Origin of the sequence: Chitiniphilus shinanonensis DSM 23277 (assembly GCF_000374805.1) — a bacterium.
Taxonomy (GTDB): Bacteria; Pseudomonadota; Gammaproteobacteria; order Burkholderiales; family Chitinibacteraceae; genus Chitiniphilus; species Chitiniphilus shinanonensis.
Genome location: NZ_KB895350.1, coordinates 1 through 23,890, shown reverse-complemented (window position 1 = coordinate 23,890; position 23,890 = coordinate 1). Strand labels below are relative to the sequence as shown.

Here is a 23,890-nt window from a genome sequence, read left to right as displayed (position 1 = left end):
AAGCTTGGTGTCCTGATAACGAATTGAGAGCGGTTACGACATGGAAGCTGATTTCGATCTGCAACGGGCGGTCTTCGACCGAAGCCTGATCGAGCGTTACGACGGCAAAGGACCGAGGTACACATCGTATCCAACTGCGGACCGTTTTGTCGTCCTCGACGCGGAGCAGTATCGCGATGCCATCGAGCAACGGCAGCCTGGAACCGCCTCCAAACCGCTCTCATTATATTTCCATCTGCCCTTTTGCGACACGATCTGCTACTACTGCGCCTGTAACAAAGTCATAACCAAGGATCGAGCGCAAGCCGCCAGTTATCTGGATTACCTGGAGCGCGAGATGTCCCTGGCAGCGGCGGGCCTTGCCAGGAAGGGCGCGGTACAGCAACTGCATCTGGGCGGTGGCACCCCGACCTTTTTCGACGACGGACAGCTTGGCAGACTGATGTCTTCGGTGCGGCGGCACTTCGATTTGCAGCCCGAAGGTGAATATTCCATTGAGATTGATCCGCGCAAGGTGCGGCCCCAGACCATCGATGCACTGGCCAGCTATGGCTTCAACCGGATGAGTGTCGGCATCCAGGATTTCGACCCCGCGGTGCAGATCGCGGTGAATCGGGTGCAACCGGAATCGCAGACCCGTTCCGTCATCGAGGCAGCGAAAGCCGCCGGTTTTCGCTCGGTCAGCGTCGACCTGATCTACGGTCTGCCGTTGCAGAACCGAGACAGCGTTGCCAAGACCATCGGGCGGGTGGCCGACCTCCGTCCGGATCGCATTGCCCTCTACAACTACGCCCATTTGCCCGGGCGTTTCATGCCGCAACGGCGTATCGACGAGACGCTGCTGCCCACGCCTTCGGAGAAGCTGGACATCCTCGGCGATTGCATCGATGCCTTGCAGCAGGAAGGTTACGTCTACATCGGCATGGATCACTTTGCGCTGCCGGATGACGCTTTGGCCGTTGCCCAGCGGCGGGGTCGACTGCACCGCAACTTCCAGGGTTATTCCACCCACCCCGATTGCGACCTGATGGCGTTCGGCATCTCGGCGATCGGCATGATGGGGTCGATGTACGTGCAGAACGTCAAGACCACGGACGAATACTACGCCGCACTCGACGCGGGTCGACTGCCGGTGGAGCGGGGGCGCGCGATGACGCGTGACGATCTGGTGCGGCGCGCGGTGATCCAGATGCTGATGTGCCAGTTCTACCTGGAGTTCTCCCGCATCGAGATTGGCTACACCATTGATTTCAGTAGCTACTTTGCGGAAGAATTGTGCGCGCTTTCCGCCTTCGTCGACGATGGCCTGCTGGAGATCGACGAGGAAGGCATGGAAGTCACGCCGCGCGGCCGCATGCTGGTCCGATCCATTGCCATGGTGTTCGATCGCTACCTCAGGGATCAGCCGCGCCCGGAAGGCTACTCCCGCCTCATCTGATTCCTTCGCCGCTGGATCCTGCGGCGGGGTGGGTGGGGCGACTGCAAGCGTTCCGCTCATCGTTCTGAACCAGGTTCCCGTCGATGTCCTTGCCCGATTTCGGTCCGTTTGCGTTGCTCCTCGCCGGCCTGGTCGGCGGCGGGCATTGCCTGGCGATGTGTGGCGGGGTGGTGACGGCATTTACGTTGCAGCTGCCTCCGGGACCACGCTGGCATTACCTGCTGGGGTTCAATGTCGGGCGCATTCTCGGCTATACCCTGATCGGCGCGCTGGCCGGCGCGTTGGGCAGCCTCCCAGCCTTGTTTGCATTGCATCCGCTCAAACTGGTGCTGTGGGTGCTCGCCAATCTGCTGTTGATCGCGATGGGCTTGTACATTGCCGGTTGGGCCGGCTGGTTCTCGCGGTTGGAAAAGCTGGGCGTGCCGGTGTGGCGGCGCATCCAGCCGTGGCTGAGGCGATTCCTGCCGATCAGGCGCTGGCGTCATACCCTGGTGGTGGGGGCGCTGTGGGGATGGCTGCCCTGCGGCTTGGTCTACACGGCTAGCTTGACTGCAATGGCAAGCTCTTCGACAGTATCTGGGGCGTTATCGATGATGATGTTTGGCATCGGCACCTTGCCGAACCTGCTGGCAATCGGCGTGGCGGCCGAAACTTTACGTAGTTGGCTGAACCGCCGCTGGCTGCGGTGGAGCTTGGGGTTGAGCCTGATCGCCGTAGGTCTCGTCAGAATGGCTGTCTGGCGGTAAGGTGGCCTTAGGTAGGGGATCTGCTATCCACAAACAGGTTGGCATCGTCTAAACTAGCCACCTTCAGTTTGCTTACGCATTATAAAAACAACGCTTTTCAGGGAAAACCGGTCGATGCCTACGCCGATTCTGGTCGTCGATGACTCAGTCATGGCGCGCAAGATGTTGATCAAGGCCCTGCCTGCGGGGTGGGACGTGGAAATCACCCAGGCGGGCAATGGTGTCGAGGCGCTGGCCGCCTATCGCGCCGGCAAGGCCGAGGTGATGTTTCTCGACCTGACCATGCCGGAGCTGGACGGCTACGGCGTGCTGGAGACGTTGCAGGCGGAAGGGCTCAACAGTTTCGTGATCGTGGTCTCCGCGGACATCCAGCCACTGGCACGCGAGCGCGTGAAGCAACTGGGTGCGCTGGCCTTCGTCAAAAAGCCGGTCGATCCGGCCCAGATCGAAGCTATTCTTCGCGAATACGGAATTGCGCTGTGAATACGGGAATCGCGATGAACGACCAACTGTTGCTCACGCCTGATCAACGCGACGCGTTGCAGGAAGTCACGAACATCGCGATGGGGCAGGCCGGGGCGCAGTTGGCGCAGATCCTCGAAGTCTTCGTCCAGTTGTCGGTGCCCCGCATCAACATCACCGAATCGTCCAGCATCGCCACCAGCATCCTGCAACTGGTCGGCACGCCGCAGTCGGTCACTGCGGTGCGGCAGGCGTTCTCCGGCACCCTGCGCGGCGAGGCGATGGTGGTCTACGACCAGAACGGCTGTCGCGATCTGGCCGACCTGATGGGCTACGAGGATGACATCGACCGCGACAGCGAGCGCGAATTGCTGCTCGACGTCGGCAACGTACTGGTCGGCGCCTGCCTCAACGGCATCGCTGAACTGCTCGGCGCCAAGCTCAGCTTTTCCGCGCCGACCATCATGGCCGAGGATGTCGAGGTCGGCCGGCTGATCAATCCGCAACAGTTGACCTGGAATTACGCCTTGCTGGTGGAGGTGCACTTCACGCTGGAGGTGCGCGACTTCACCTGCCACCTGATGACGCTGATGCCCGAGGAGTCCATCGTCGCGCTGAAGTCCGCGCTCGATGCGTTCATGGAAAACCTATGACGGAGTCTCCCGCTGATTTCATCGTCAGCGAGATCAATGCCGGGATCTTCATGCTGGATCGGCAGTACCGCGTACTGCTGTGGAACCGCTTCATGGCCCAGCACAGCGATCTGGACGCCGAGACGGTGATCGGTCGCAATCTGTTCGAACTGTTCCCCGACCTGCCGCAGAAATGGCTGGTGAAGAAGATCGACAGCGTGTTCGTACTGAAGAACTTCGCCTTCACCTCATGGGAGCAGCGGCCCTACCTGTTTCGTTTTCGCCACAACCGTCCGATCACCGGCGGCATCGACTACATGCGGCAGAACTTCACCTTCATGCCGATGCGCAATGCGCAGGGCGAGGTCGAGGCCGTGGTGGTCACGCTGCTCGACGCCACCGATTCGGCGATCTACCAGACCATGATGCAGGCGGCGATGCGCAAGCTGGAGGAAAGCTCCAACCGCGACGGCCTCACCGGTGTATTCAACCGCCGCTACATCGATACCCGGATCTTCGACGAGATCCAGCGCATCGGGCGCTACCAGGCGGCGCCGTTCAGCGTGGTGCTGCTCGACCTCGATCACTTCAAGCGCATCAACGACACCTATGGCCATCTCGCCGGTGACGAAGTGCTGCGCGAAGTGGCGCGGCGTGTGCTGCCCGGCCTGCGCGAGCCGGATGTGTTCGGTCGCTACGGCGGCGAGGAATTCATCCTGATCCTGCCGCAGACCGATCTGGAAGGCGCCCGCTCCGCGGCCGAGCGCATCCGTTTCGCCATCGGCGCCGAAGCCATCGTCTGCGGCGAGCAGCATATCCAGGTGACCGCCAGTCTGGGCGTCGCCTCGTTCCTGCCACCGTTCTCCAGCGCCGCCGAAGTCACCCAGGCTGCCGACGAGGCCCTGTACCAATCGAAACATAACGGCCGCAATCGCGTCAGTGTCTATCCGGCGCAACAGTCGCAAACCGGCTGAAGCCGCGCCGTTGGCCGAGGCGACCGCCGGTAGCGCGTAGCAAGGCCGCTGATTCCCTTGGGTTATTCCTCCTCCACCCTCCGTTTTGACGGCTGATCCTTTGGCGGCACATGCCAGGGGCATTCCGGCCGTCGCAAGCCCGCGTCTATAACGAACTGTCGGCTTCGAGCACTCGAACTTTCCGTATCGAGTTTGCCTAAAACAAGCAGCTTGCCTTCGTACCACGCCGCTGGAGGTGCCTCATGGATATCTTCAACCACTTTTCCTCGCGCTATGAACGTACCCGGGAAGAGGAGTTGTCCCTCAAGGAGTATCTGGAGCTGTGCAAACGCGACCCGGCGGCCTATGCCTCCGCGGCCGAGCGCATGCTGATGGCGGTGGGCGAGCCCGAGATGATCGACACTCGCCTCGATTCGCGCCAGTCGCGCATCTTTCAGAACAAGGTGATCCGGGTCTACCCGGCATTCCGCGAGTTCTACGGCATGGAGGAGGTGATCGAGCAGGTGGTCTCGTACTTCCGTCACGCCGCGCAGGGGCTGGAGGAAAAGAAGCAGATCCTCTACCTGCTGGGCCCGGTGGGCGGCGGTAAAAGCTCGATCGCCGAAAAGCTCAAGGAGCTGATGGAACACGTGCCGTTCTACTGCCTGAAGGGCAGCCCGGTCCACGAATCGCCGCTGGGCCTGTTCAACGTGGACGAGGACGGTGACATCCTGGAGCAGGAATACGGCATCCCGCGTCGTTACCTGCGCACCATTCCCAGCCCGTGGGCGGTGAAACGCTTGCAGGAATACGGCGGCGACATCGATCAGTTCCGCGTGGTGAAGCGTTACCCGTCGGTATTGCGGCAGGTGGCCGTCGCCAAGACCGAGCCGGGCGACGAGAACAACCAGGACATCTCCTCGCTGGTCGGCAAGGTGGATATCCGCAAGCTGGAAAAATATGCGCAGGACGACCCCGACGCCTACAGCTATTCCGGCGGCCTGTGCCTGGCCAACCAGGGCCTGCTGGAATTCGTCGAGATGTTCAAGGCGCCGATCAAGGTGCTGCACCCGCTGCTGACCGCCACCCAGGAAGGCAACTTCAAGGGCACCGAAGGCTTTGGCGCCATTCCGTTCGACGGCATCATCCTGGCGCACTCCAATGAATCGGAATGGAAGCAGTTCCGTAACAACCGCAACAACGAAGCCTTCCTCGACCGCATCTACATCGTGAAGGTGCCGTATTGCCTGCGGGTGACCGAGGAGATCCGCATCTACGACAAGCTGGTCCGCAACTCCTCGCTGGCCGACGCGCCATGCGCCCCCGGCACCTTGAAGATGATGGCGCAGTTCTCGGTGCTTTCGCGGCTGAAAGAGCCGGAAAACAGCAGCATCTTCTCCAAAATGCAGGTGTACGACGGCGAAAACCTCAAGGATGTCGACCCCAAGGCCAAGTCGATCCAGGAATACCACGACTTCGCCGGCGTCGACGAGGGCATGACCGGGCTGTCCACGCGCTTCGCCTTCAAGATACTCTCCAAGGTGTTCAACTTCGACCACCAGGAAGTGGCGGCCAACCCGGTGCACCTGCTGTACGTGCTGGAGCAGAGCATCGAGCGCGAGCAGTTCCCGCAGGAGACCGAGCAGCGCTACATCAGCTACCTCAAGGAATACCTGGCGCCGAAGTACGTCGAATTCATCGGCAAGGAGATCCAGACTGCCTACCTCGAGAGCTACTCCGAATATGGGCAGAACATCTTCGACCGCTACGTGACCTTTGCCGACTACTGGATCCAGGATCAGGAATACCGCGACCCGGATACCGGCGAGGCGTTCGACCGCAATGCCTTGAACAACGAGCTGGAAAAGATCGAAAAGCCGGCGGGCATCTCCAACCCCAAGGACTTCCGCAACGAGATCGTCAACTTCGTGCTGCGCGCGCGCGCCAACAACGCCGGCAAGAACCCGGCTTGGACCAGCTACGAAAAGCTGCGCACCGTGATCGAGAAGAAGATGTTCTCCAACACCGAGGAACTGCTGCCGGTCATCTCGTTCAACGCCAAGGCCAGCGCCGAGGAACAGAAGAAGCACGAGGACTTCGTCAACCGCATGGTCACCAAGGGCTACACCGCCAAGCAGGTGCGCCTGCTGTGCGAGTGGTACCTGCGGGTGCGCAAATCGTCGTAGCGCAAGCGTAGGATGAAAACAGGCGGCGAGGGCAGGGGAGCCCCGCGCCGCCACCTCGCCCCGCCTTACAGGAAACGCACCATGTTCCATCTGATCGATCGGCGGCTGAATGGCAAGAACAAATCCGCGGTGAATCGCGAGCGCTTCCTCAAGCGCTTCAAGGGACAGATCAAGGAAGCGGTCACCCGCGCGGTCAAGGATCGCTCCATCACCGACATCGAGCGCGGCGAAAAGGTGTCCATCCCGGTGAAGGACATCAACGAACCCACCTTCGGCCATGCGCAGGGCGGGGTGTGGGAACGCGTGTTTCCCGGCAACAAGGAATACCTCAAGGGCGACGAGTTCGAGCGCCCGCAGAGTGGCGGCGGCGGGGGCGGCAGCGGTGGGGCCGGCGACGGTGGCGAAGGCCAGGACGACTTCGTGTTCGAGCTGACGCGCGAGGAATTCCTCAACTTCTTCTTCGACGACCTGGAACTGCCCAACCTGATCAAGACCCAGCTCCAGCAGACCACCACCTTCAAGCCGATGCGCGCCGGCTTCACCAGTGACGGCACCCCCACCAACATCCACGTGTTGCGCAGCCTGCGCGGCGCACTGGGGCGGCGCATCGCGCTGTCGGCCACCCCGCTCGACGACCTGAACGCCGCACAGGAGCAATTGGACGAACTGCTGGAAACCTGCGACGAGCACGATCCTGCGGTGCTCGCCCTGATGACCGAGATTCGCGAGCACAAGGCGCGGCTGGCGCACATCCCGTGGATCGATCCGTTCGACCTGCGTTACAGCAACCGCGTGCGCGTGCCCAACCCCACCACCCAGGCGGTGATGTTCTGCGTGATGGACGTATCGGGCTCGATGGACGAAACCAAGAAGGATATCGCCAAGCGTTTCTTCATCCTGCTCTACCTGTTCCTGGAGCGCGCCTACGAGAAGATCGAAGTGGTGTTCGTGCGCCATCACACCCAGGCATTCGAAGTGAACGAAGACGAGTTCTTCCACGCCCGCGACACCGGCGGCACCGTGGTGTCGTCCGCCCTCAAGCTGGTGAAGAAGATCATCCTGGAGCGCTATCCCAGCAACGACTGGAACATCTACGTGGCGCAGGCCTCGGACGGCGACAACTGGGATTCGGATTCGCCCGCCTGCCGCGAGCTGTTGGCCAACGACATCCTGCCGCTGCTGCAGTACTACGCCTACGTCGAGATCACCGAGGGAGAGCCGCAGAACCTGTGGTACGAGTACGAGCGCGTCGCCGCGCAGCACCGCCACTTCACCATGCGGCGCATCCGCGAAGCCGGCGAAATCTGGCCGGTGTTCCGCGACCTGTTCAAGAAGGCCGGCCTGGGCGAGCGCAGCGCGGCCTGACGCGCCCTGTCCCAGCCGCCATCCAATTGCCGCGGAGGTAGCCCATGACCCGCCTCGCCCACACCGATCAGGCCCAGCAACCGTTGTCGACCGGCTCCGAATGGACCTTCGAGCTGATCCAGCGCTACTACGACGAGATCGCGCGCATCGCCGCCGACTTCGGCCTGGACACCTATCCCAACCAGCTGGAGATCATCTCCGCCGAACAGATGATGGATGCCTACGCCTCGGTGGGCATGCCGGTGATGTATCACCACTGGAGCTACGGCAAGCACTTCCTCGCCACCCAGAAGCACTACCAGCGCGGCGCGATGGGCCTGGCCTACGAGATCGTGATCAACTCCAACCCCTGCATCGCCTACCTCATGGAAGAAAACACCATGACCATGCAGGCGCTGGTGATCGCCCACGCCGCCTTCGGCCACAACAGCTTCTTCAAGGGCAACTACCTGTTCCGCACCTGGACCGAGGCCGACGCCATCATCGACTACCTGGTGTTCGCCAAGCACTACATCGCCGAATGCGAGGCGCGTCATGGCGAAGACAAGGTGGAAGAACTGCTCGACTCGTGCCACGCGCTGATGAACTACGGCGTGGACCGCTACAAGCGGCCGCAGAAACTGTCGCTGGCGCAGGAGCGCGCGCGGCTGGCCGAGCGCGAGGAATACCAGCAATCGCAGGTGAACACCCTGTGGCGCACCATTCCGCGCTTGATGGAAGAGCGCGAACAGGCCCAGCAGACGCCGCGCTTTCCCGACGAACCACAGGAAAACCTGCTGTATTTCATCGAGAAGTTCGCCCCCTTGCTCGAACCGTGGCAGCGCGAACTGGTGCGCATCGTGCGCAAGATCGCGCAGTATTTCTATCCGCAACGGCAGACGCAGGTGATGAACGAAGGCTGGGCCACCTTCTGGCACTACACACTGATGAACCGGCTGTACGACGAGGGCTTGCTGACCGACGCCGCGATGTTCGAATTCCTGCACAGTCACACCAACGTGATCGCGCAACCCGGCGTCGACAGCCCGTACTTCAACGGCATCAACCCCTACGCGCTGGGCTTTGCCATGTATCGCGACATCCAGCGCATCTGCACCGAGCCCACCGACGAAGACCGGCAATGGTTCCCGCAACTGGCGGGCAGCGACTGGCGCCAGGCGCTGGATTTCGCCATGCGCAACTTCAAGGACGAAAGCTTCATCGCGCAATACCTTTCGCCCAAGCTGATCCGCGATTTCCACCTGTTCGCCATCCTGGACGACGACCAGAACGCCCGGCTCAAGGTCTCGGCGATCCACGACGACGCCGGCTACGCGGACATCCGGCGCAAGCTGGCCGAACAGTACAACCTGGCCGCGCGCGAGCCCAACATCCAGGTCTACGAAGTGAACACCCGCACCGACCGCGCGCTGACCCTGCGGCACTACCAGTACCAGCGCCGCCCGCTGGCCAACAGCGTGCACGAAGTCCTCAAGCACGTGGCACGGTTGTGGGGCTTCACCGTCAAGCTGGAAAGCGTGGACGAAGAGGGCAGGGTGATCCTTACGTATGATTGCAAGGTTGAAAAACGTCACGGCCAGTGATGGCCGTATGCTCCACCTGGTTCTTGCTGGGTAGATATCGGATTTCCTGTCTTCCAACCGCGCCGTTGCCACATGGCGTAGGACAGCCTGCGCTTGAGGTCGTACTGGTTTTCTAGGACTTTCGTGAGGGCTCTAGCCTTCTTTTTTCCGTTCGGGCCAGTAAGGAAACTCACCCGCCAACTCGCCAGCGTGGTGAAAATGCTTACCGCGCATACCAAACGGCAGCCTGTTGGGACGAAACCAACCTTGGTCGCTAGGTGAGGCTTGCAGCAAAGAGGTTGCTGCGCAGTGCACTCGATTATTCAGCTTTGGTCTTCGGCTAGAATGCCTCCAGCCCATATCCCACAGGATCGCCATGCTTCTCGACGCCACCCTGGCTGCCGCCCACTTCATCGCCATCTTCATGTTGATCACCTTCCTCTCCATCGAAACCGTGCTGTGCAAGCGCGACTGGATGCCGGGGGCGGCGGCGCGGTTGGCGCGGTATGACCTGCTGTACTTCCTGATGGCGATGCTGGTGCTGGCCACCGGCTTGCTGCGGCTGTTCCTGGGCGCGCACGGCAAGGATTTCCTGCTGGCCAATCCCGTCTTCCACGCCAAGATCACCGTGTTCGTGTTGATCGCCGCGGTGTCCATCTACCCGACCCGCCGGTTCCAGGCGTGGCGCAAGGCGGCGCGGCTCGATGCCGGGTTTGTGCCGCCGCCGGACGACCTGAAGCGCGTGCGCACCTGCCTGATGGTGGAAACGCACCTGATCGTGCTGATGCCGATCTTCGGCGCGTTGATGGCGCGTGGCGTCGGGTTGTAACGCCAGCCCCTTTGCCGGGCCGGAGGCTCCCGCGTCGCCGCCGGCCTGTTCGCCAATCCCGAACAATTCGATCCAGCGCACGGCGCCGGATTTCATGCCAAGGTGCTGGTACGCCTTCCTCGAATCGACCGCCATGACGCTGACCACCTTGTTGCTCTACCTCTTCGCCTGTTTTGCCGTCACGGTGATGCCGGGGCCGACCATGTTGCTGGCCTTGACCAATGGCGCGTCGCGCAACCATCGCGTGGTGCTGGGCGGCATGCTCGGCGCAGCGTTGTCGGATCTGCTGCTGATCGGCGCCGTTGCCATCGGCCTGGGCGCGCTGCTGGCGGCGTCGGAGCAACTGTTCTCGCTGGTGAAATGGCTGGGCAGCGCCTACCTGCTGTGGCTGGCCTGGCAACTGTGGCGCAGCCCGGTCGCCCTGCCGGTGGCGGGCACTCCGGGCGGCGTCTCGGCGCGGCGTGCCTTCACCCGCAGCCTGCTGGTGGCGTTGTCCAATCCCAAGGGACTGCTGTTCTTCTCGGCGTTCCTGCCGCAGTTCATCGACACCGCCGCACCGCAGGCCGCGCAATACCTCACGCTGGCGCTGGCCACCGCGTTGCTCGATGTCGCGGTGATGGGCGGTTATGCCTTGGGCGGTGCGCAGGCCGCGCGGTTGTTGTCGACGCGTTGGCTGCGCCATCTGAATCGCGGTTGCGCCGCCATGCTGGTGTCGCTGGCCGGATTGCTGGCGGCCTACCGCCACGCCAGCCGCTGAGCCGGTCGCCGCCCATCCGGGCCATACCGCGTCCTGGAACGATCGTTCTATAATCGGCGACGCATCGTCCAAACCCGGACGATGACCGCCGGTTGTCGTCATGCCCGCTCCACTGCCTGATCCGTTCTACTACCTCGCCAACTTTGAAACCGTGCTGCGCTGGATCGCCCAGCGCTACGACGACCTGTTGTCCACCGAAGAGCGTGCTTTCCTGGCCGCATTTCCCGGGTTGCCCAGGCCGGCGCGCGCGCTGCTGGTGCGGATGGCGATGCGCAAGGGCGAGCTGTTCCGCGCCAGCCGGCTGCGTTACGACGAGATCGGCTGCCCGCGCGCCGCCGCCGCACCGCTGCTGGCGTTGGGCTGGGTCGACGCCCGACCGGCACTGTCGCTGGACGAACTGTTCGGCCTGCTGACCAAGCCCGAGCTGGCCGGCGCGCTGGCGCCGCCCCCCGGCGGCCTGCGCAAGTCCGATTGGCTGGCGGCCTTGCAGCAGGCCGCACCGTCCCCCCGCACCTTGGCCGACTGGGCGCCCGCCCTGGACGACATCGCCTACCGCGTCACCGTGACCGACCTGTGCGAGCGGCTGCGGCTGATGTTCTTCGGCAACCTGCGGCAGGACTGGTCCGAGTTCGTGCTGGCCGACCTCGGCATCTATCGCTACGAAAGCGTGCCGTTGGATCATGACTCGCGCGGTTTCCAGCAGCGGCAGGACATCGACGACGCCATGCAACTGGCGCAGGCCCGCCAAGCATTGCGCGACGGCGCGGCGTTGCCCGACGTGCTGGCGCAGGTGCCGCCGGCGCGTTCAGCCAACGGGTGGCTGAGCGGGCGGCGCGCGCGCCTGCTGTTCCAGGTGGCGCAGCAGCACGAACGCCAGGGCGAGTGGGACGACGCGCTGGCGCTGTACCGCACCTGCGGCCACCCCGGCGCGCGGGCGCGCGTGGTGCGCGTGCTGGAACGCGCCGGCCGGGTGCAGGAATCCTGTGCGCTGGCTGAGGTCGCGCTGGCCGCCCCCGAGGGCGAGGCCGAGCGCCAGCAATTGCTGCGCGTGCTGCCGCGCCTGTGGCGCAGCCTGGGCCGCCCGGTGGCGCGCGCCGCCAAGGCCGGCGCGGTCGAGGAACTGGCACTCAGGCTGCCGCGGCCCGCCCTGCCGTATCCGGTGGAATTCGCAGTGCGCGATCATCTGGCGCAAGCCGATGCGCCGACGTTCTACGTGGAGAACGGCCTGATCGGTTCGCTGTTCGGCCTGCTGTGCTGGCCGGCCATCTTCGCTCCCGTGGCCGGCGCCTTCTTCCACCCGTTCCACCACGGCCCGGCCGACCTCGCCAGCGCGGATTTCCACTCCCGCCGCCGCGCGCTGTTCGACGATTGCCTGGCGCAACTGGACGACGGCCGCCATCGCGACACCATCCGTGCCACCTGGCGCGCCAAGCAGGGCATCCAGTCGCCGTTCGTGCATTGGGGGCTGCTCGACGAGGCGCTGCTCGACCTGGCGTTGCACTGCCTGCCGCCGCAGCATTTGCGGCGCTGCTTCGAGCGCATCCTGCAGGACGTCACCGTCAACGCCGCCGGCCTGCCGGACCTGATCCAGTTCTGGCCGGCGGAAGGCCGCTATCGCATGATCGAGGTGAAGGGGCCGGGCGACCGCCTGCAGGACAACCAGTTGCGCTGGCTGGCGTATTTCACCGAACACCGCCTGCCGGTGGCGGTGTGCTACGTGCAATGGGCCGACTGCGAGGCCATGGTCCCGGGCGCGGCGGTGCCGTCGTGAGCGACGCCCCGGTCACCGCACCGCGCTATACCGTCGCGGTGCGCGCCCTGTGCGAATTCGGCGCCAAGCGGGGCGACCTGGACCTGCGCTTCACCCCGGCGCCGACCGCGCAGGAAGGCATCGCCGGCCATGCCACCGTCGCCGGGCGTCGCCGTGCCGGCTACCAGCGCGAGGTGGCGCTGCACGGCGAATACGGCTCGCTGCTGGTGCGCGGTCGCGCCGACGGCTATGACCCGCAGCACCAGCGTTTGGAGGAGATCAAGACCTATCGCGGCGACTTCCAGCGCATTCCCGACAACCATCGCGCGCTGCACTGGGCGCAGGCCAAGGTGTACGGCTGGCTGCAATGCCAGGCGCTGGCGTTGCCGCGTATCGAACTGGCGCTGGTGTACTTCAACATCGTCACCCAGAAGGAAACCGTGCTGGCCGAAAGCTACGAGGCCGGTGAATTGCGCAGCTTCTTCGAGGCGATCTGCGCCGGGTTTCTCGACTGGGCCGAGCGCGAGCTGGCGCACCGCGCGGCGCGCGACGATGCGCTGGGCGCGCTGGCGTTCCCGTATCCCGAATTCCACGCCGGCCAGCGCCAGTTGGCCGAGGCCGTGTACAAGGCCGCCAGCACCGGGCGCTGCCTGCTGGCGCAGGCGCCCACCGGCATCGGCAAGACGCTCGGCACGCTGTTCCCGCTGCTGAAGGCGTTTCCCGCCCGGCGACTGGACAAGCTGTTCTTCCTGCCCGCCAAGACCTCCGGCCGCCGCCTGCCGCTGGATGCGCTGGCGCAGTTGCGCGGCGCCGGCCTGCCACTGCGGGTGCTGGAGCTGGTGGCGCGCGACAAGGCGTGCGAACACCCGGACAAAGCCTGCCACGGCGAGAGCTGCCCGCTGGCGCAGGGCTTTTACGACCGCCTGCCCGCCGCGCGCGAAGCCGCGCTGGCCGAAGGCTGCATGGATCAGGCGGCGGTGCGCGCCGCCGCCGCGGCCCACCAGGTGTGCCCGTACTACCTGAGCCAGGAACTGGCGCGCTGGAGCGACGCGGTGGTGGGCGATTACAACTACTACTTCGACATCACCGCGCTGCTGCACGGGCTGACTGTTGCCAACCAGTGGCGCGTCGGCGTGCTGGCCGACGAAGCGCACAACCTGCTGGAACGCGGCCGTTCCATGTACAGCGCCGAGCTGGATCAACGCGAGTTGCAGGCATTGCGCAAGGCCGCGCCCAAGCCGGTGAAATCCGCGCTGGACCGCCTCAACCGCGCCTGGAACGCGCTGCACGATGCCGAGGGCGCGCCGTATCGCGTGCTGCCCGCCGTGCCCGACGCCTTCCAGAACGCCTTGCAACGCGCCGGTGCCGCCGTCATCGACTACCTGACCGAACACCCGGCCCAGATCGACGGGGCCTTGCAGCGTTTCTACTTCGATGCCATGCACTTCGCGCGGTTGACCGACGTGTTCGGCGAGCATTCGCTGTTCGACGTCACCCGGCAACCCGGCTCCGGCCAGCGCCAGTACGCCCGGCTGTGCCTGCGCAACGTGGTGCCGGCGCCGTTCCTGGCGCAACGCTTCGCCGACGCGCACTGCGCGGTGCTGTTCTCCGCCACGCTCAGCCCGGCCGCCTTCTACGCCGACACCCTGGGCCTGCCGCCCTCCACCGTGACGATTGACGTGGCGTCGCCGTTCCGCGCCGAGCAGCTGGCGGTGCGCCTGGCCGGGCATATCTCCACCCGCTATCCCGACCGCGCCCGCTCGCTGGCGCCGATCGCCGCCTTGATCGCCGCGCAGTACCGCCGCCAGCCGGGCAACTACCTGGCATTCTTCAGCAGCTTCGAATACCTGCAACAGGCGCTGGCGCAGTTCCAGTCCGGGCAGCCGGACATCCCCGTCTGGGCGCAATCGCGCGGCATGGACGAACGCGCGCAGCACGAATTCCTGGCGCGTTTCGTCGCCGACGGGCAGGGCATCGGCTTCGCCGTGCTGGGAGGCGCCTTCGCCGAAGGCATCGACCTGCCGGGGCGCCGCCTGATCGGCGCCTTCATCGCCACCCTGGGCCTGCCGCAACTGAACCCGGTGAACGAACAGATCATGCAGCGCATGCAGGCGATCTTCGGCGCTGGCTACGACTACACCTACCTCTATCCGGGCTTGCAGAAAGTGGTGCAGGCCGCCGGCCGGGTGATCCGCAGCCGCGACGACCAGGGCGTGGTCTACCTGATCGACGACCGCTTCACCCGCCGCCAGGTGCGCGACCTGCTGCCGACCTGGTGGCAGGTGGAATCGCTTGCGGAATGAGGGATAGATCAAACCCCAAATCTTGAACCACAGAGGACACAGAGAGCACAGAGCGTCACAGAGAAAGGCAAACCCGACCCCGGCAGCAGGCGCACGCCCGGTTCGATCGGTTTTCTCTGTGGAACTCCGTGTTCTCTGTGCTCTCTGTGGTTCAAGATTTGGGGTTTGGTTTTCGGTTTTCGCCGGCCTTCAAGGCAGAAACGGCGCCGGGTCGATGGCGTTGCCTTTGTAGCGCAGTTCGAAGTGCAGCATCACCCGGTCGGCGCCGCTGTCGCCCATGGTGGCGATGCGCTGTCCCTGCTTGACCGCTTCGCCTTCGCGTACCAGCAGCGATTCGTTGTGGGCATAAGCGGTCAGGTAATCCTCGTTGTGCTTCACGATCACCAGTCGGCCATAGCTGCGGATGCCTTCGCCGACGTACACCACCTTGCCGGCGGCGGCCGCGACCACCGCGCTGCCGCGCGTGCCGGCATAGTTGATGCCCTTGTTGCGATTGCCGTCGAAGCGGTCCGCCACCTTGCCTTGCGCCGGTTGCACCAGCTTGATCGCCGGGGCCCTGGGCGCGGGCGTCGGGGTCGGCCTGGGGGATGGCGCCGGGCGTGACGGCGTGGGGGAGGGGCGCGTCGGGGTGGCACTGCCGGGCGGCGTTACCCGCAACAACTGTCCGGCGTTGATCGCGGTCGGGTCCTTCAGGTTGTTCCAGCGGCTCAGCTCCGCCACGCTGCGACCGTGGTTGCGGGCGATGCGGTACAGCGTATCGCCCGGCTTGACGCGGTAGTAGCCCTGGCCGGCCGCCGGCGCATCGGGCGTGCTGCCACAGGCGGTCAGCAGCGCGATGAACGTCAGGCAGAGCAGGGATCGGCGGCAGCGCATGCGAGGAATTCTTCCGGTCAGCAACAGCCTGGATTCTAGCGGCCCGACCCGCCGACGCGCAGGCGAATCTTGCACGTTGCGGCACGCAAATCGCCTTTCGCAAGAGGGAAGGTCCGCGCTTTTTGGCAGTAGATGTCACCTTCGTTGCAAACATGCTTTGCAATAACAAATATATTTGTTTTAACATTACAAATGTTATTGCAATAAGGTTGCTGGTGAGCCGAGCCATGAATAGCTATACCGAACGCCTGTCCTGGGCGATGAACGAATTGCCCCAGGCGCAGGGCCGCCCCGCCGTGGGGCAGACCGAACTGGCGCGCGCGGTGAACGTGAAGCCGCAGTCGATCCAGTACCTGTGCGACGCGCGCAACCAGGCCAAGGGCAGCCGCCAGACCGCCGCCATCGCGCGTTACCTGGGCGTGTCGGCCGACTGGCTGGCAACCGGCGCCGGTGCGCCGCTGGGCGCCCAGCCCGCGCAGAACGGCATGCCCAACGTGGCGGCGGTGCCGCCGCGCCCGCTGGCGGTGTGGGACAATGAGGACGAGCTGGATCCGGATGTCTACGTGTTCATCCCCCGGCTCGACGTGAAGGCGGCATGTGGCTCGGATGGCAAGGTGATGTGGGAAATCGATCAGGAAGGGCAACGCAACGCGTTCCGCCGGCGCTGGGCCGAGCGGCTGGGCATCCGCCCCGACAACTCGGCCACCATCGTCGCCGAGGGCGACAGCATGGAGCCGCGCATCTGCGATGGGGACAGCCTGGTGGTCGATTACAAACAGACCACCATCCAGGACGGCAAGATCTACGCGCTGAGCTGGCAGGGCGAATTCTTCGTGAAGCGGCTCTACAAGGAGCCGGGCGGCGTGGTGGTGCTGCACTCGGACAACGAGGCCAAATACCCCGCGCGGCGCTTGCTGCCTGAGCATCTGGCCGAGCTGGAGATCATCGGCCGCGTGGTCGCGGTCAGCGGCGGCGTCTGAACCACCTCCCCTGCAACAACCCGCCGCGAGGCGGGTTTTTTGTTGCCCAGCGACGGCTTGCCGCCGATCTGATTACAAATATATCTGTTGACCGTGTGACTCGTTGTTTGTAGAATGGACTCAACTGATCTGTAGGAGCGGTTGGTAAAACCCCGCGCAGCTGGCGCTGGCAAGACGCGCGAAACATAGGCAATACAAGGCATACGACAGCGCGGCGCCGCCGGAAGGGTTTTGTCCTCCGCGCTGAAGGCAGTGCCCGACGCGGCCGACCGGCTGCATCGATCCCAAGTCCGTCGCTCCGCCAGCGACGGCATATGGCCCGCGCCGACAGCGGGTGTCATCAACATTTGAAGATTCGAAATCTTGAAAGGATGGGCTAAACGCCACCAGCCATGGTCAGCGTTGCGGGGACGTCGTCGCCGCGAGAAACGACCGGGCTGTCATTCATGGATTGCACAGGAGTGAGCGGAATGAAAATGGAATCGTTCGATTTGAGCGGGATGCCGTCGTGGACCCCGCAAATGGCCGAATTGCCCGATACGGTGCAGGAAATCGCCGTGGTGGTCGGATTGCCCAATGCGATGAAAATGGTCAAGCAATATGGCGGCACCTCGCTGCATATCCCGCAGGGCAAGCACCGATTGGGCCGCTCGCGCTACGACGAATTGGCCGCCCTGATCGGTGGCGAGGAAATCCAGCGCCTGGCCGATCATTTCCGTGGCTGCGATGCCGTCTATATTCCGCGTTGCGCCCGCATCCTGCGCGCGGTGCGCGACGAAGCGATCCGCCGCGAATTCGACGAATACACCCGCGAGGAATCGGCCAACCGCGCCGTCACCAAGCTGGCGCGCGATCACGACCTGTGCGAGCGCCGGGTGTGGGAAATCCTGAAAAGCTGATTCGGCTCCGCTCGATCCGCTGGTGGATTCAGTCGGCTGATCCCGACTCATCTTGTCTGCCTCGTTCATCGAGGAGGCCCGGCCTTGGCCGGGTTTTTTTCGCGGCAATTGGATGGTCCATCCCCCAAAAACCACTGAACCATTGCAGGCCAATCCTCCGGGCGGCAATGCGCTTAAATGATCGATGCCAGAGAATGGAAGTGAGATGGATCACGTCGGGTCGGATTTTTCTTTTGAATTAATTTGGTGAATTGGCTGGTAAAACTACTTCGGTCATTGCCGGTAGATCGAAAACGTAGGGCAATCTATGGAAGACAACATCAAACGCCTATTGGGTGTGGAAATCGATACCCGTATCAATCTGGGAGAAATCTGTTCGGCGATTTGCATCATGGCCGGGCTGGTCTGGTTTGCCGCCGGCATCGAAAAGCGCGTGGCGCTGGTGGAGCAGCAATTGAGCATGCAGCAGGCGCAGCAGCGCGAGCGCGACGAGCGCCAGGATCGGCAGGTGGCCGAAAGCCTGGCGCTGCTCAAGAGCGACCTGGGCGAGATCAAGGGCAGCGTCAACCGGCTGGTGGATCGCGAGCTGGATCGCCGCAGTGGCAAGTGAACCGGCGCCGCGGATCGCGGCGCCCATCGAGGAGCAACATATGAAGGAATTCTGGAATCGGGAACTGAAGCCGGATCTGGCGCGGCTGGCCTTGCTGGCCGTGGTGCTGGTGGCGTTGCTGGCGCTGGCCGGCTGGTCCGAGGCGGCGCGTTTTGGGTTGGACGGGGTCGGCTATTTCGCGGCGATGCTGGCGCTGGTGTTCGGGTTGTCGCACGTGCTGACGCGCACCATCGTGCCGCGCGTGGGTGTGCAGCGCATGGCGCAGCGCGCGGCGATCCACCCGTTGGGCGCGGCGGTGGTCTACGCCAGCACGCTGGCGTTCCGGCTGGGTGTGGCGGCGCTGCTGGTATGGTTGCTGGCGCCGCGCGCGCTGGCGGCGGAACTGCCGGACAACGCCCGACGCAACCTGCCGATCCTGGTCGAGGAGCAGGCGCGATGGTGGCCGGCGCTGCGCACGCCGTCGGTGCTGGCGGCGCAGGTGGAGCAGGAAACCTGCGCCAGCCTGCATTCCGCCGCGTGCTGGAACGAGCGCGCCGAATTGAAGACGAGTCGCGAATACGGCTTCGGTCTCGGCCAGTGCACCACCGCCTACCGCGCCGACGGCAGCGAGCGCTTTTCCTGCCACGGTGAGTTGCGCGCGCGCCATCCGGAGGCGCTGGCGATGTGGAGTTGGCGCAATCGCTACGATGCGCGGCTGCAACTGCGCGCGTTGGTGTTGCAGGACAAAGCGTTGCACGCCGCGACGGCGCGCCATGCGGCCACGGAACAGGATGCGTTGGCGTTCATGCTGAACCAGTACAACGCCGGCCCCGGCATGCTGGCGAAGAGCCGCGCCGATTGCGCCCGCCGTGCCGGGTGTGATCCCGGTCGCTGGTTCGGCCACGTGGCCCGCGCGGCGGGGCCGAGCAAGACCGCCGGCTACACGCGCAGTTTTTACGCCATCAGCCGCGAATACGTGCACAACGTGCTGGCAGTGCGCCGCGCCCGCTATGCCTTCCTGGACGCCTGACATGAGTGCGTGCCTGAGGATGTGGCGGCGGGGATCGGCCTGGTGGTGGCGTCGCGGCGACGCCACGCGCTGGGCGTGGCTGGCGGCGGGCTCGGTGTCGCCGGGGGCCTGGCGGCGCGGCATGGCGCTGGCGTGGCTCGGCGAGCCTGCCGACCGGGGGGCGATGCGATGAGCACGCGCCGCCAATGGTTGCTGGCTGCGATGGCGGTGCTGCTGCCGGCCTTGCTGGGCGGCTGGTGCGGCTATTGGCTGGCGGCCGCGTCGAAACCGCCACTGGAGGAGGCCCGGCCGTTGCAGCGTCAGGGCGATGGCAGCGTGATCGCGGCCCGGGCGCTGTCGGCCGACCCCGGACCGCCGCCGCATCGCCTGCCACCGGGTGCCAGGGAGGAACGCCGCGTGGCGGTGACGGTGCAGCCGGCGCGGGTGACGCCGGTGCCCGACGCCAGTGGCGTGCCGTGGTGCGATTGCCCGCCGGTCACGGTCGATCTCAGCCTGGTGCAGCTCGGCGACGGTCGGCGGGTGGTCGCCAGTTCGCGGGATGGCGTGGTGCTGGATGCGCTGGACATCCCCATCGAGCCGTTGCCGATCGCGCCGACGCTGGCGTGGGCCGCCGGCTTGAGTTATGGTGCGCGCGGCGAAGTAGGCGCCTGGGTCGAACGCGATCTGTCCCGGCTGCGGCTGGGCGTGGATGTGGAACAGGATCGCCAGGACCAATGGACCGCGCGGTTGCGGCTGGGGTGGCGCTTCTAGCCCGACTCCGGCCGACGCCCGGCCCCGCAGGATCGGAGATTTCCCGATCCCAAACGAATGGATTGCGACTATGGTCAATGCCAACCGCATTCAATTCGTCGGGGGGCGTGGCAGGCGCCGGATTTGTCTGCGACAGGTCAAGCTCCTTTTGATTTGTGCCCTGGGGCGGCGCACCGCGTCTGTCGTTGCTCGGTATAATGCGGCGCTTGTCAGGAGCAACCGTCGACAATCGTCGTGCTGATTGATCGATTGCCACGGTTCCCATAGCAAGCATGCCGGAAAACCAAGCAACGAGCGTCGCGTAGCCGGGGGTATCAAATACGCTTATGCGATCGACTTACTTGAATTTTCAGTGGTCTGCATCGAGCAGAGTCTCCGTAGTTAAATGGATATAACGAGCCCCTCCTAAGGGCTAGTTACAGGTTCGATTCCTGTCGGGGACGCCAGCGAGCGAGTATTCAGATACATGCGTAAGGATGTTTCCGGGCCCATCGGACCCTTCGTTTCCACGGCGCGCAGCACCAGCGTCGTCATGCCGATGCCCCGCATTCCTTCCCGGCTGGCAGCTCTGCCCACCCCCGAATACACAATCGAATAGATCGACAGGAGCAAAACCTATGATTCGCAGCACCAAGATCGTTGCTACGCTCGGCCCGGCATCCAGCGATGCCGCCACGCTGGAACGCCTGGTCGCGGCCGGTGTGAACATGGTCCGGCTGAATTTCTCCCACGGCACCGCGCAGGATCACCTGGACCGCGCCGCCCTGGTCCGCGAAATCGCCCGCAAGGCCAACCGCGCGCTGGCCGTGCTGGTCGACCTGCAAGGGCCCAAGATCCGCGTGGGCAAGTTCGAGAAGAACAAGATCGAACTGAAGAACGGCGCCAAGTTCATCCTCGATTCCAACTGCGAGATGGGCAACCTGGAACGCGTGGGCCTGGATTACAAGGAACTGCCGAACGACGTCGAGCCGGGCGCGATCCTGCTGCTGGACGACGGCCGCCTGGTGCTGGAAGTGACCGACGTGCTGGGCAGCGAGATCCACACCGTGGTGAAGGTGGGCGGCACGCTGTCGAACAACAAGGGCATCAACCGCCAGGGCGGCGGCCTGACTGCGCCGGCGCTGACCGCCAAGGACATGGAAGACATCAAGACCGCGGCCAAGCTGCATGCCGACTACGTCGCGGTGTCGTTCCCCAAGTCGGGCGCCGACATGTACATGGCCCGCACCCTGCTGCGCGCCGCCGGCAGCAAGGCGCTGCTGATCGCCAAGATCGAGCGCACCGAAGCCGTGGCCAACATGGAAGAGATCCTCGACGCTTCCGACGGCATCATGGTCGCCCGCGGTGACCTGGCGGTGGAAGTGGGCGACGCCGCCGTGCCGGCGCTGCAAAAGAAGATGATCAAGCTGGCTCGCCGCAAGAACAAGCTGACCATCACCGCCACCCAGATGATGGAATCGATGATCACCAGCCCGGTGCCGACCCGCGCCGAAGTGTCCGACGTGGCCAACGCCGTGCTCGACGGCACCGACGCGGTGATGCTGTCGGCCGAATCGGCCAGCGGCAAGTTCCCGGTGGAAACCGTCGAAGCCATGGTGCGCGTGTGTATCGAGGCCGAGAAGTCGGTGGACCGCAAGGTCAGCGACGAAGTGCTGGGCCAGGGCGACTTTAACCGCATCGACCAGAGCATCTCGATGGCCGCGCTGTTCGCCGCCACCCACCTGAACGTGCGCGCCATCGCCGCGCTGACCCAATCCGGGTCGTCGGCGCTGTGGATGAGCCGTTTCGTGTCCGGCGTGCCGATCTACGCGCTGACCCCCGAGTTCGATACCTACAGCCGCCTGGCGCTGTTCCGCGACGTGTTCCCGGTGATGCTGGCCAACGAGAACTCCGACCGCGAGAACCTGCTGGTCCGCGCCGAGGTCGAGATGCTGCGCCTGGGCATCGTGCAGAACGGCGACATCGTGATCTTCACCTTCGGTGACGTGGTCGGCATGGGCGGCGGCACCAACAGCATGAAGATCGTCAAGATCGGCGATCGCAAGCTGCGCTGAGCAAGCCTGCCCCGATGAAAGCCCCGGCCCTGGCCGGGGCTTTTTGCTTGGCGCGGCAGGGGGGCGACTCGCTACACTGGGCGGGTTGGCCGAATCGGCGGGCGAGCCCCGGCCACGGGCGAGCGCCGGGCCGCGAACGTCGGCGCTCCGCGCCGGTCATCCGCAAGCCGGCCGTTGCGAGCGGCCCATCGAACACAAGGAAAATGGCATGTCTGGTTTCGACTTCGATCTGTTTGTCATCGGCGGCGGCTCCGGCGGCGTGCGTGCCGCGCGCATCGCCGCGGGCCACGGCGCCAAGGTGGCGATCGCCGAGGAGGACCGCTTCGGCGGCACCTGCGTCAATCGCGGCTGCGTGCCGAAGAAGCTGATGGTCTACGCCAGCCGCTACCCGATGGAGGTCGCCAGCGCCGCCGCCTTCGGCTGGCAGGCGTCCGCCACCGGCTTCGACTGGAACACGCTGATCGGCAACAAGGATGTCGAGATCGAACGCCTGAACGGCATCTACCTGCGCAACGTCGAGGCGTCGGGCGTGACCGTGTTCGCCAGCCGCGCCACCGTAGTCGATCCGCATACGCTGCAACTGGCCGACGGCCGCAGCGTCACCGCCAGGGTGATCCTGGTGGCGGTCGGCGGCCACCCCGACCGCGGGCACGATTTTCCGGGGCGCGATCTGGCGATCACCTCGGACGACCTGTTCCACCTGCCGGCCCTGCCGCGCCGCACGCTGATCGTCGGCGGCGGCTATATCGCGGTGGAGTTCGCCGGCATCCTCGCCGGCCTGGGCAGCGACACCACCTTGCTCTACCGCGCCGAACACCTGTTGCGCGGCTTCGACGACGAACTGCGCCTGGCGCTGGAGGATGCCTATCGCCAGCGCGGCATCACGCTGCGGTCGCAAGCGCGGGTCGCGCGCATCGACCGAGCTGGCGCCGCCCTGACGGTCACACTGGAGGATGGCGGCACGCTGGACGTGGATTGCGTGCTGCTGTGCACCGGGCGGCGCCCCAACGTCGCCGGGCTGGGACTGGAAGCGGCCGGCGTGGAGTTGGACGACAAGGGTGCGGTGCGGGTCGACGCGCTGTCGCAGAGCAGCGTGCCGTCGATCTATGCCGTCGGCGACGTGACCAACCGCGTCAACCTGACTCCGGCCGCGATCCGCGAAGGGCAGGCGTTCGCCGATACCGTATTCGGCGGCAAGCCCACGCCGGTCGACCACGCCGTGGTGCCGACGGCGGTGTTCTCCACCCCGGAACTGGGCACCGTCGGCCTGACCGAGGCCAAGGCCCGCGAGCGTTTTCCGCAACTGAAGGTGTTCCGCTCCAGCTTCCGCCCGATGAAGGCGTCGCTGTCCGGCGGCAACGAGCGGGTGGTGCTGAAGTTGCTGGTCGACGGCGCGGACAGCGACCGCATCGTCGGCGCCCATATGCTGGGCGAGGGCGCGGGCGAATTGATCCAGTTGCTGGGCGTGGCACTGACCATGCGGGCCACTAAGGCGGATTTCGACCGCACGCTGGCGGTGCATCCCACCGTGGCGGAAGAATGGGTGACGCTGCGCACCGCGAGCTGAAATGGCAGGAGGACGATGAGGAAAGCAGGCCAGGACGCTTGCTTTCCTCACTTCCGCGACACATCCTCTGCACGCCTCACGCCTCACGCCTCACGCCTCACGCCTCACGCCTCACGCCTCACGCCTCACGCCTCACGCCTCACGCCTCACGCCTCACGCCTCACG

The 23,890-nt window shown here is 64.9% G+C and carries 21 protein-coding genes and 1 tRNA gene; 21 read left to right on the top strand and 1 reads right to left on the bottom strand.

Annotated elements, in window-relative coordinates; all coding sequences use genetic code 11:
• Positions 1-40: 40 nt before the first annotated feature.
• From hemN to C556_RS0114725, 12 genes are all read left to right on the top strand, one after another.
• Positions 41-1,438, top strand: coding sequence for an oxygen-independent coproporphyrinogen III oxidase (gene hemN / locus C556_RS0114780; RefSeq protein ID WP_018749030.1), 1,398 nt, complete (start codon positions 41-43; stop codon positions 1,436-1,438).
• Between the two features lie 83 nt (positions 1,439-1,521).
• Positions 1,522-2,184 (top strand): sulfite exporter TauE/SafE family protein, encoded by a 663-nt coding sequence (locus C556_RS0114775; protein ID WP_018749029.1) that lies wholly within the window; start codon positions 1,522-1,524, stop codon positions 2,182-2,184.
• A gap of 114 nt (positions 2,185-2,298) precedes the next feature.
• Complete coding sequence (locus C556_RS0114770; RefSeq protein ID WP_026263121.1) at positions 2,299-2,667, top strand: response regulator; 369 nt, start codon at positions 2,299-2,301, stop codon at positions 2,665-2,667.
• Between the two features lie 14 nt (positions 2,668-2,681).
• On the top strand, positions 2,682-3,299 hold the full coding sequence (locus C556_RS0114765; protein ID WP_018749027.1) for a chemotaxis protein CheC: 618 nt from the start codon (positions 2,682-2,684) through the stop codon (positions 3,297-3,299).
• Positions 3,296-4,252 (top strand): sensor domain-containing diguanylate cyclase, encoded by a 957-nt coding sequence (locus tag C556_RS0114760; RefSeq protein WP_018749026.1) that lies wholly within the window; start codon positions 3,296-3,298, stop codon positions 4,250-4,252. Before C556_RS0114765 ends, C556_RS0114760 begins: the two co-directional genes overlap by 4 nt.
• A 242-nt stretch (positions 4,253-4,494) precedes the next feature.
• On the top strand, positions 4,495-6,417 hold the full coding sequence (locus C556_RS0114755) for a PrkA family serine protein kinase (RefSeq protein WP_018749025.1): 1,923 nt from the start codon (positions 4,495-4,497) through the stop codon (positions 6,415-6,417).
• A gap of 81 nt (positions 6,418-6,498) precedes the next feature.
• On the top strand, positions 6,499-7,782 hold the full coding sequence (locus tag C556_RS0114750; RefSeq protein ID WP_018749024.1) for a YeaH/YhbH family protein: 1,284 nt from the start codon (positions 6,499-6,501) through the stop codon (positions 7,780-7,782).
• Positions 7,783-7,826: 44 nt separating this feature from the next.
• Positions 7,827-9,365: a SpoVR family protein gene (locus C556_RS0114745; protein WP_018749023.1), complete on the top strand. Its 1,539-nt coding sequence runs from the start codon at positions 7,827-7,829 to the stop codon at positions 9,363-9,365.
• Positions 9,366-9,720: 355 nt separating this feature from the next.
• Positions 9,721-10,173: a DUF2214 family protein gene (locus tag C556_RS0114740; RefSeq protein ID WP_018749022.1), complete on the top strand. Its 453-nt coding sequence runs from the start codon at positions 9,721-9,723 to the stop codon at positions 10,171-10,173.
• A 94-nt stretch (positions 10,174-10,267) separates the two neighbouring features.
• Positions 10,268-10,930, top strand: coding sequence for a LysE family translocator (locus tag C556_RS0114735; RefSeq protein WP_211214740.1), 663 nt, complete (start codon positions 10,268-10,270; stop codon positions 10,928-10,930).
• A 100-nt stretch (positions 10,931-11,030) separates the two neighbouring features.
• Complete coding sequence (locus C556_RS0114730; RefSeq protein WP_018749020.1) at positions 11,031-12,701, top strand: VRR-NUC domain-containing protein; 1,671 nt, start codon at positions 11,031-11,033, stop codon at positions 12,699-12,701.
• Complete coding sequence (locus tag C556_RS0114725; RefSeq protein WP_026263120.1) at positions 12,698-14,983, top strand: ATP-dependent DNA helicase; 2,286 nt, start codon at positions 12,698-12,700, stop codon at positions 14,981-14,983. Before C556_RS0114730 ends, C556_RS0114725 begins: the two co-directional genes overlap by 4 nt.
• 189 nt (positions 14,984-15,172) lie before the next feature.
• Here the strand turns inward: C556_RS0114725 and C556_RS0114720 are convergent, their stop codons facing one another.
• Positions 15,173-15,856, bottom strand: coding sequence for a peptidoglycan DD-metalloendopeptidase family protein (locus C556_RS0114720; RefSeq protein ID WP_018749018.1), 684 nt, complete (start codon positions 15,854-15,856; stop codon positions 15,173-15,175).
• Positions 15,857-16,083: 227 nt separating this feature from the next.
• Between C556_RS0114720 and C556_RS20580 the strand changes: the two genes are divergently transcribed.
• The 9 genes from C556_RS20580 (at position 16,084) to gor (ending at position 23,725) form a co-directional block, all read left to right on the top strand.
• Positions 16,084-16,836 carry a LexA family transcriptional regulator gene (locus tag C556_RS20580; protein ID WP_018749017.1) on the top strand — a complete coding sequence of 251 codons (753 nt, stop codon included), beginning with the start codon at positions 16,084-16,086 and terminating at the stop codon, positions 16,834-16,836.
• A 470-nt stretch (positions 16,837-17,306) separates the two neighbouring features.
• A complete protein-coding gene (locus C556_RS20575; protein ID WP_018749016.1) occupies positions 17,307-17,735 on the top strand; it encodes a Mor transcription activator family protein in 429 nt (142 codons plus the stop codon).
• Between the two features lie 391 nt (positions 17,736-18,126).
• The gene (locus C556_RS0114705) at positions 18,127-18,345 is read left to right on the top strand and encodes a hypothetical protein (RefSeq protein WP_157236201.1); all 219 of its coding nucleotides are present in this window, start codon (positions 18,127-18,129) and stop codon (positions 18,343-18,345) included.
• 40 nt (positions 18,346-18,385) lie between these two features.
• Positions 18,386-19,354 (top strand): lysozyme family protein, encoded by a 969-nt coding sequence (locus tag C556_RS0114700; RefSeq protein ID WP_018749014.1) that lies wholly within the window; start codon positions 18,386-18,388, stop codon positions 19,352-19,354.
• Between the two features lies 1 nt (position 19,355).
• Complete coding sequence (locus C556_RS23155; protein ID WP_157236200.1) at positions 19,356-19,526, top strand: hypothetical protein; 171 nt, start codon at positions 19,356-19,358, stop codon at positions 19,524-19,526.
• Positions 19,523-20,104 (top strand): hypothetical protein, encoded by a 582-nt coding sequence (locus C556_RS0114695; RefSeq protein ID WP_040431219.1) that lies wholly within the window; start codon positions 19,523-19,525, stop codon positions 20,102-20,104. Before C556_RS23155 ends, C556_RS0114695 begins: the two co-directional genes overlap by 4 nt.
• A 371-nt stretch (positions 20,105-20,475) precedes the next feature.
• Positions 20,476-20,550, top strand: a tRNA-Arg gene (locus C556_RS0114690).
• A gap of 171 nt (positions 20,551-20,721) precedes the next feature.
• Positions 20,722-22,158, top strand: coding sequence for a pyruvate kinase (gene pyk, locus C556_RS0114685; protein ID WP_018749012.1), 1,437 nt, complete (start codon positions 20,722-20,724; stop codon positions 22,156-22,158).
• Between the two features lie 208 nt (positions 22,159-22,366).
• Positions 22,367-23,725, top strand: a complete 1,359-nt coding sequence (gene gor, locus C556_RS0114680; protein ID WP_018749011.1) for a glutathione-disulfide reductase — start codon at positions 22,367-22,369, stop codon at positions 23,723-23,725.
• Positions 23,726-23,890: the final 165 nt, after the last annotated feature.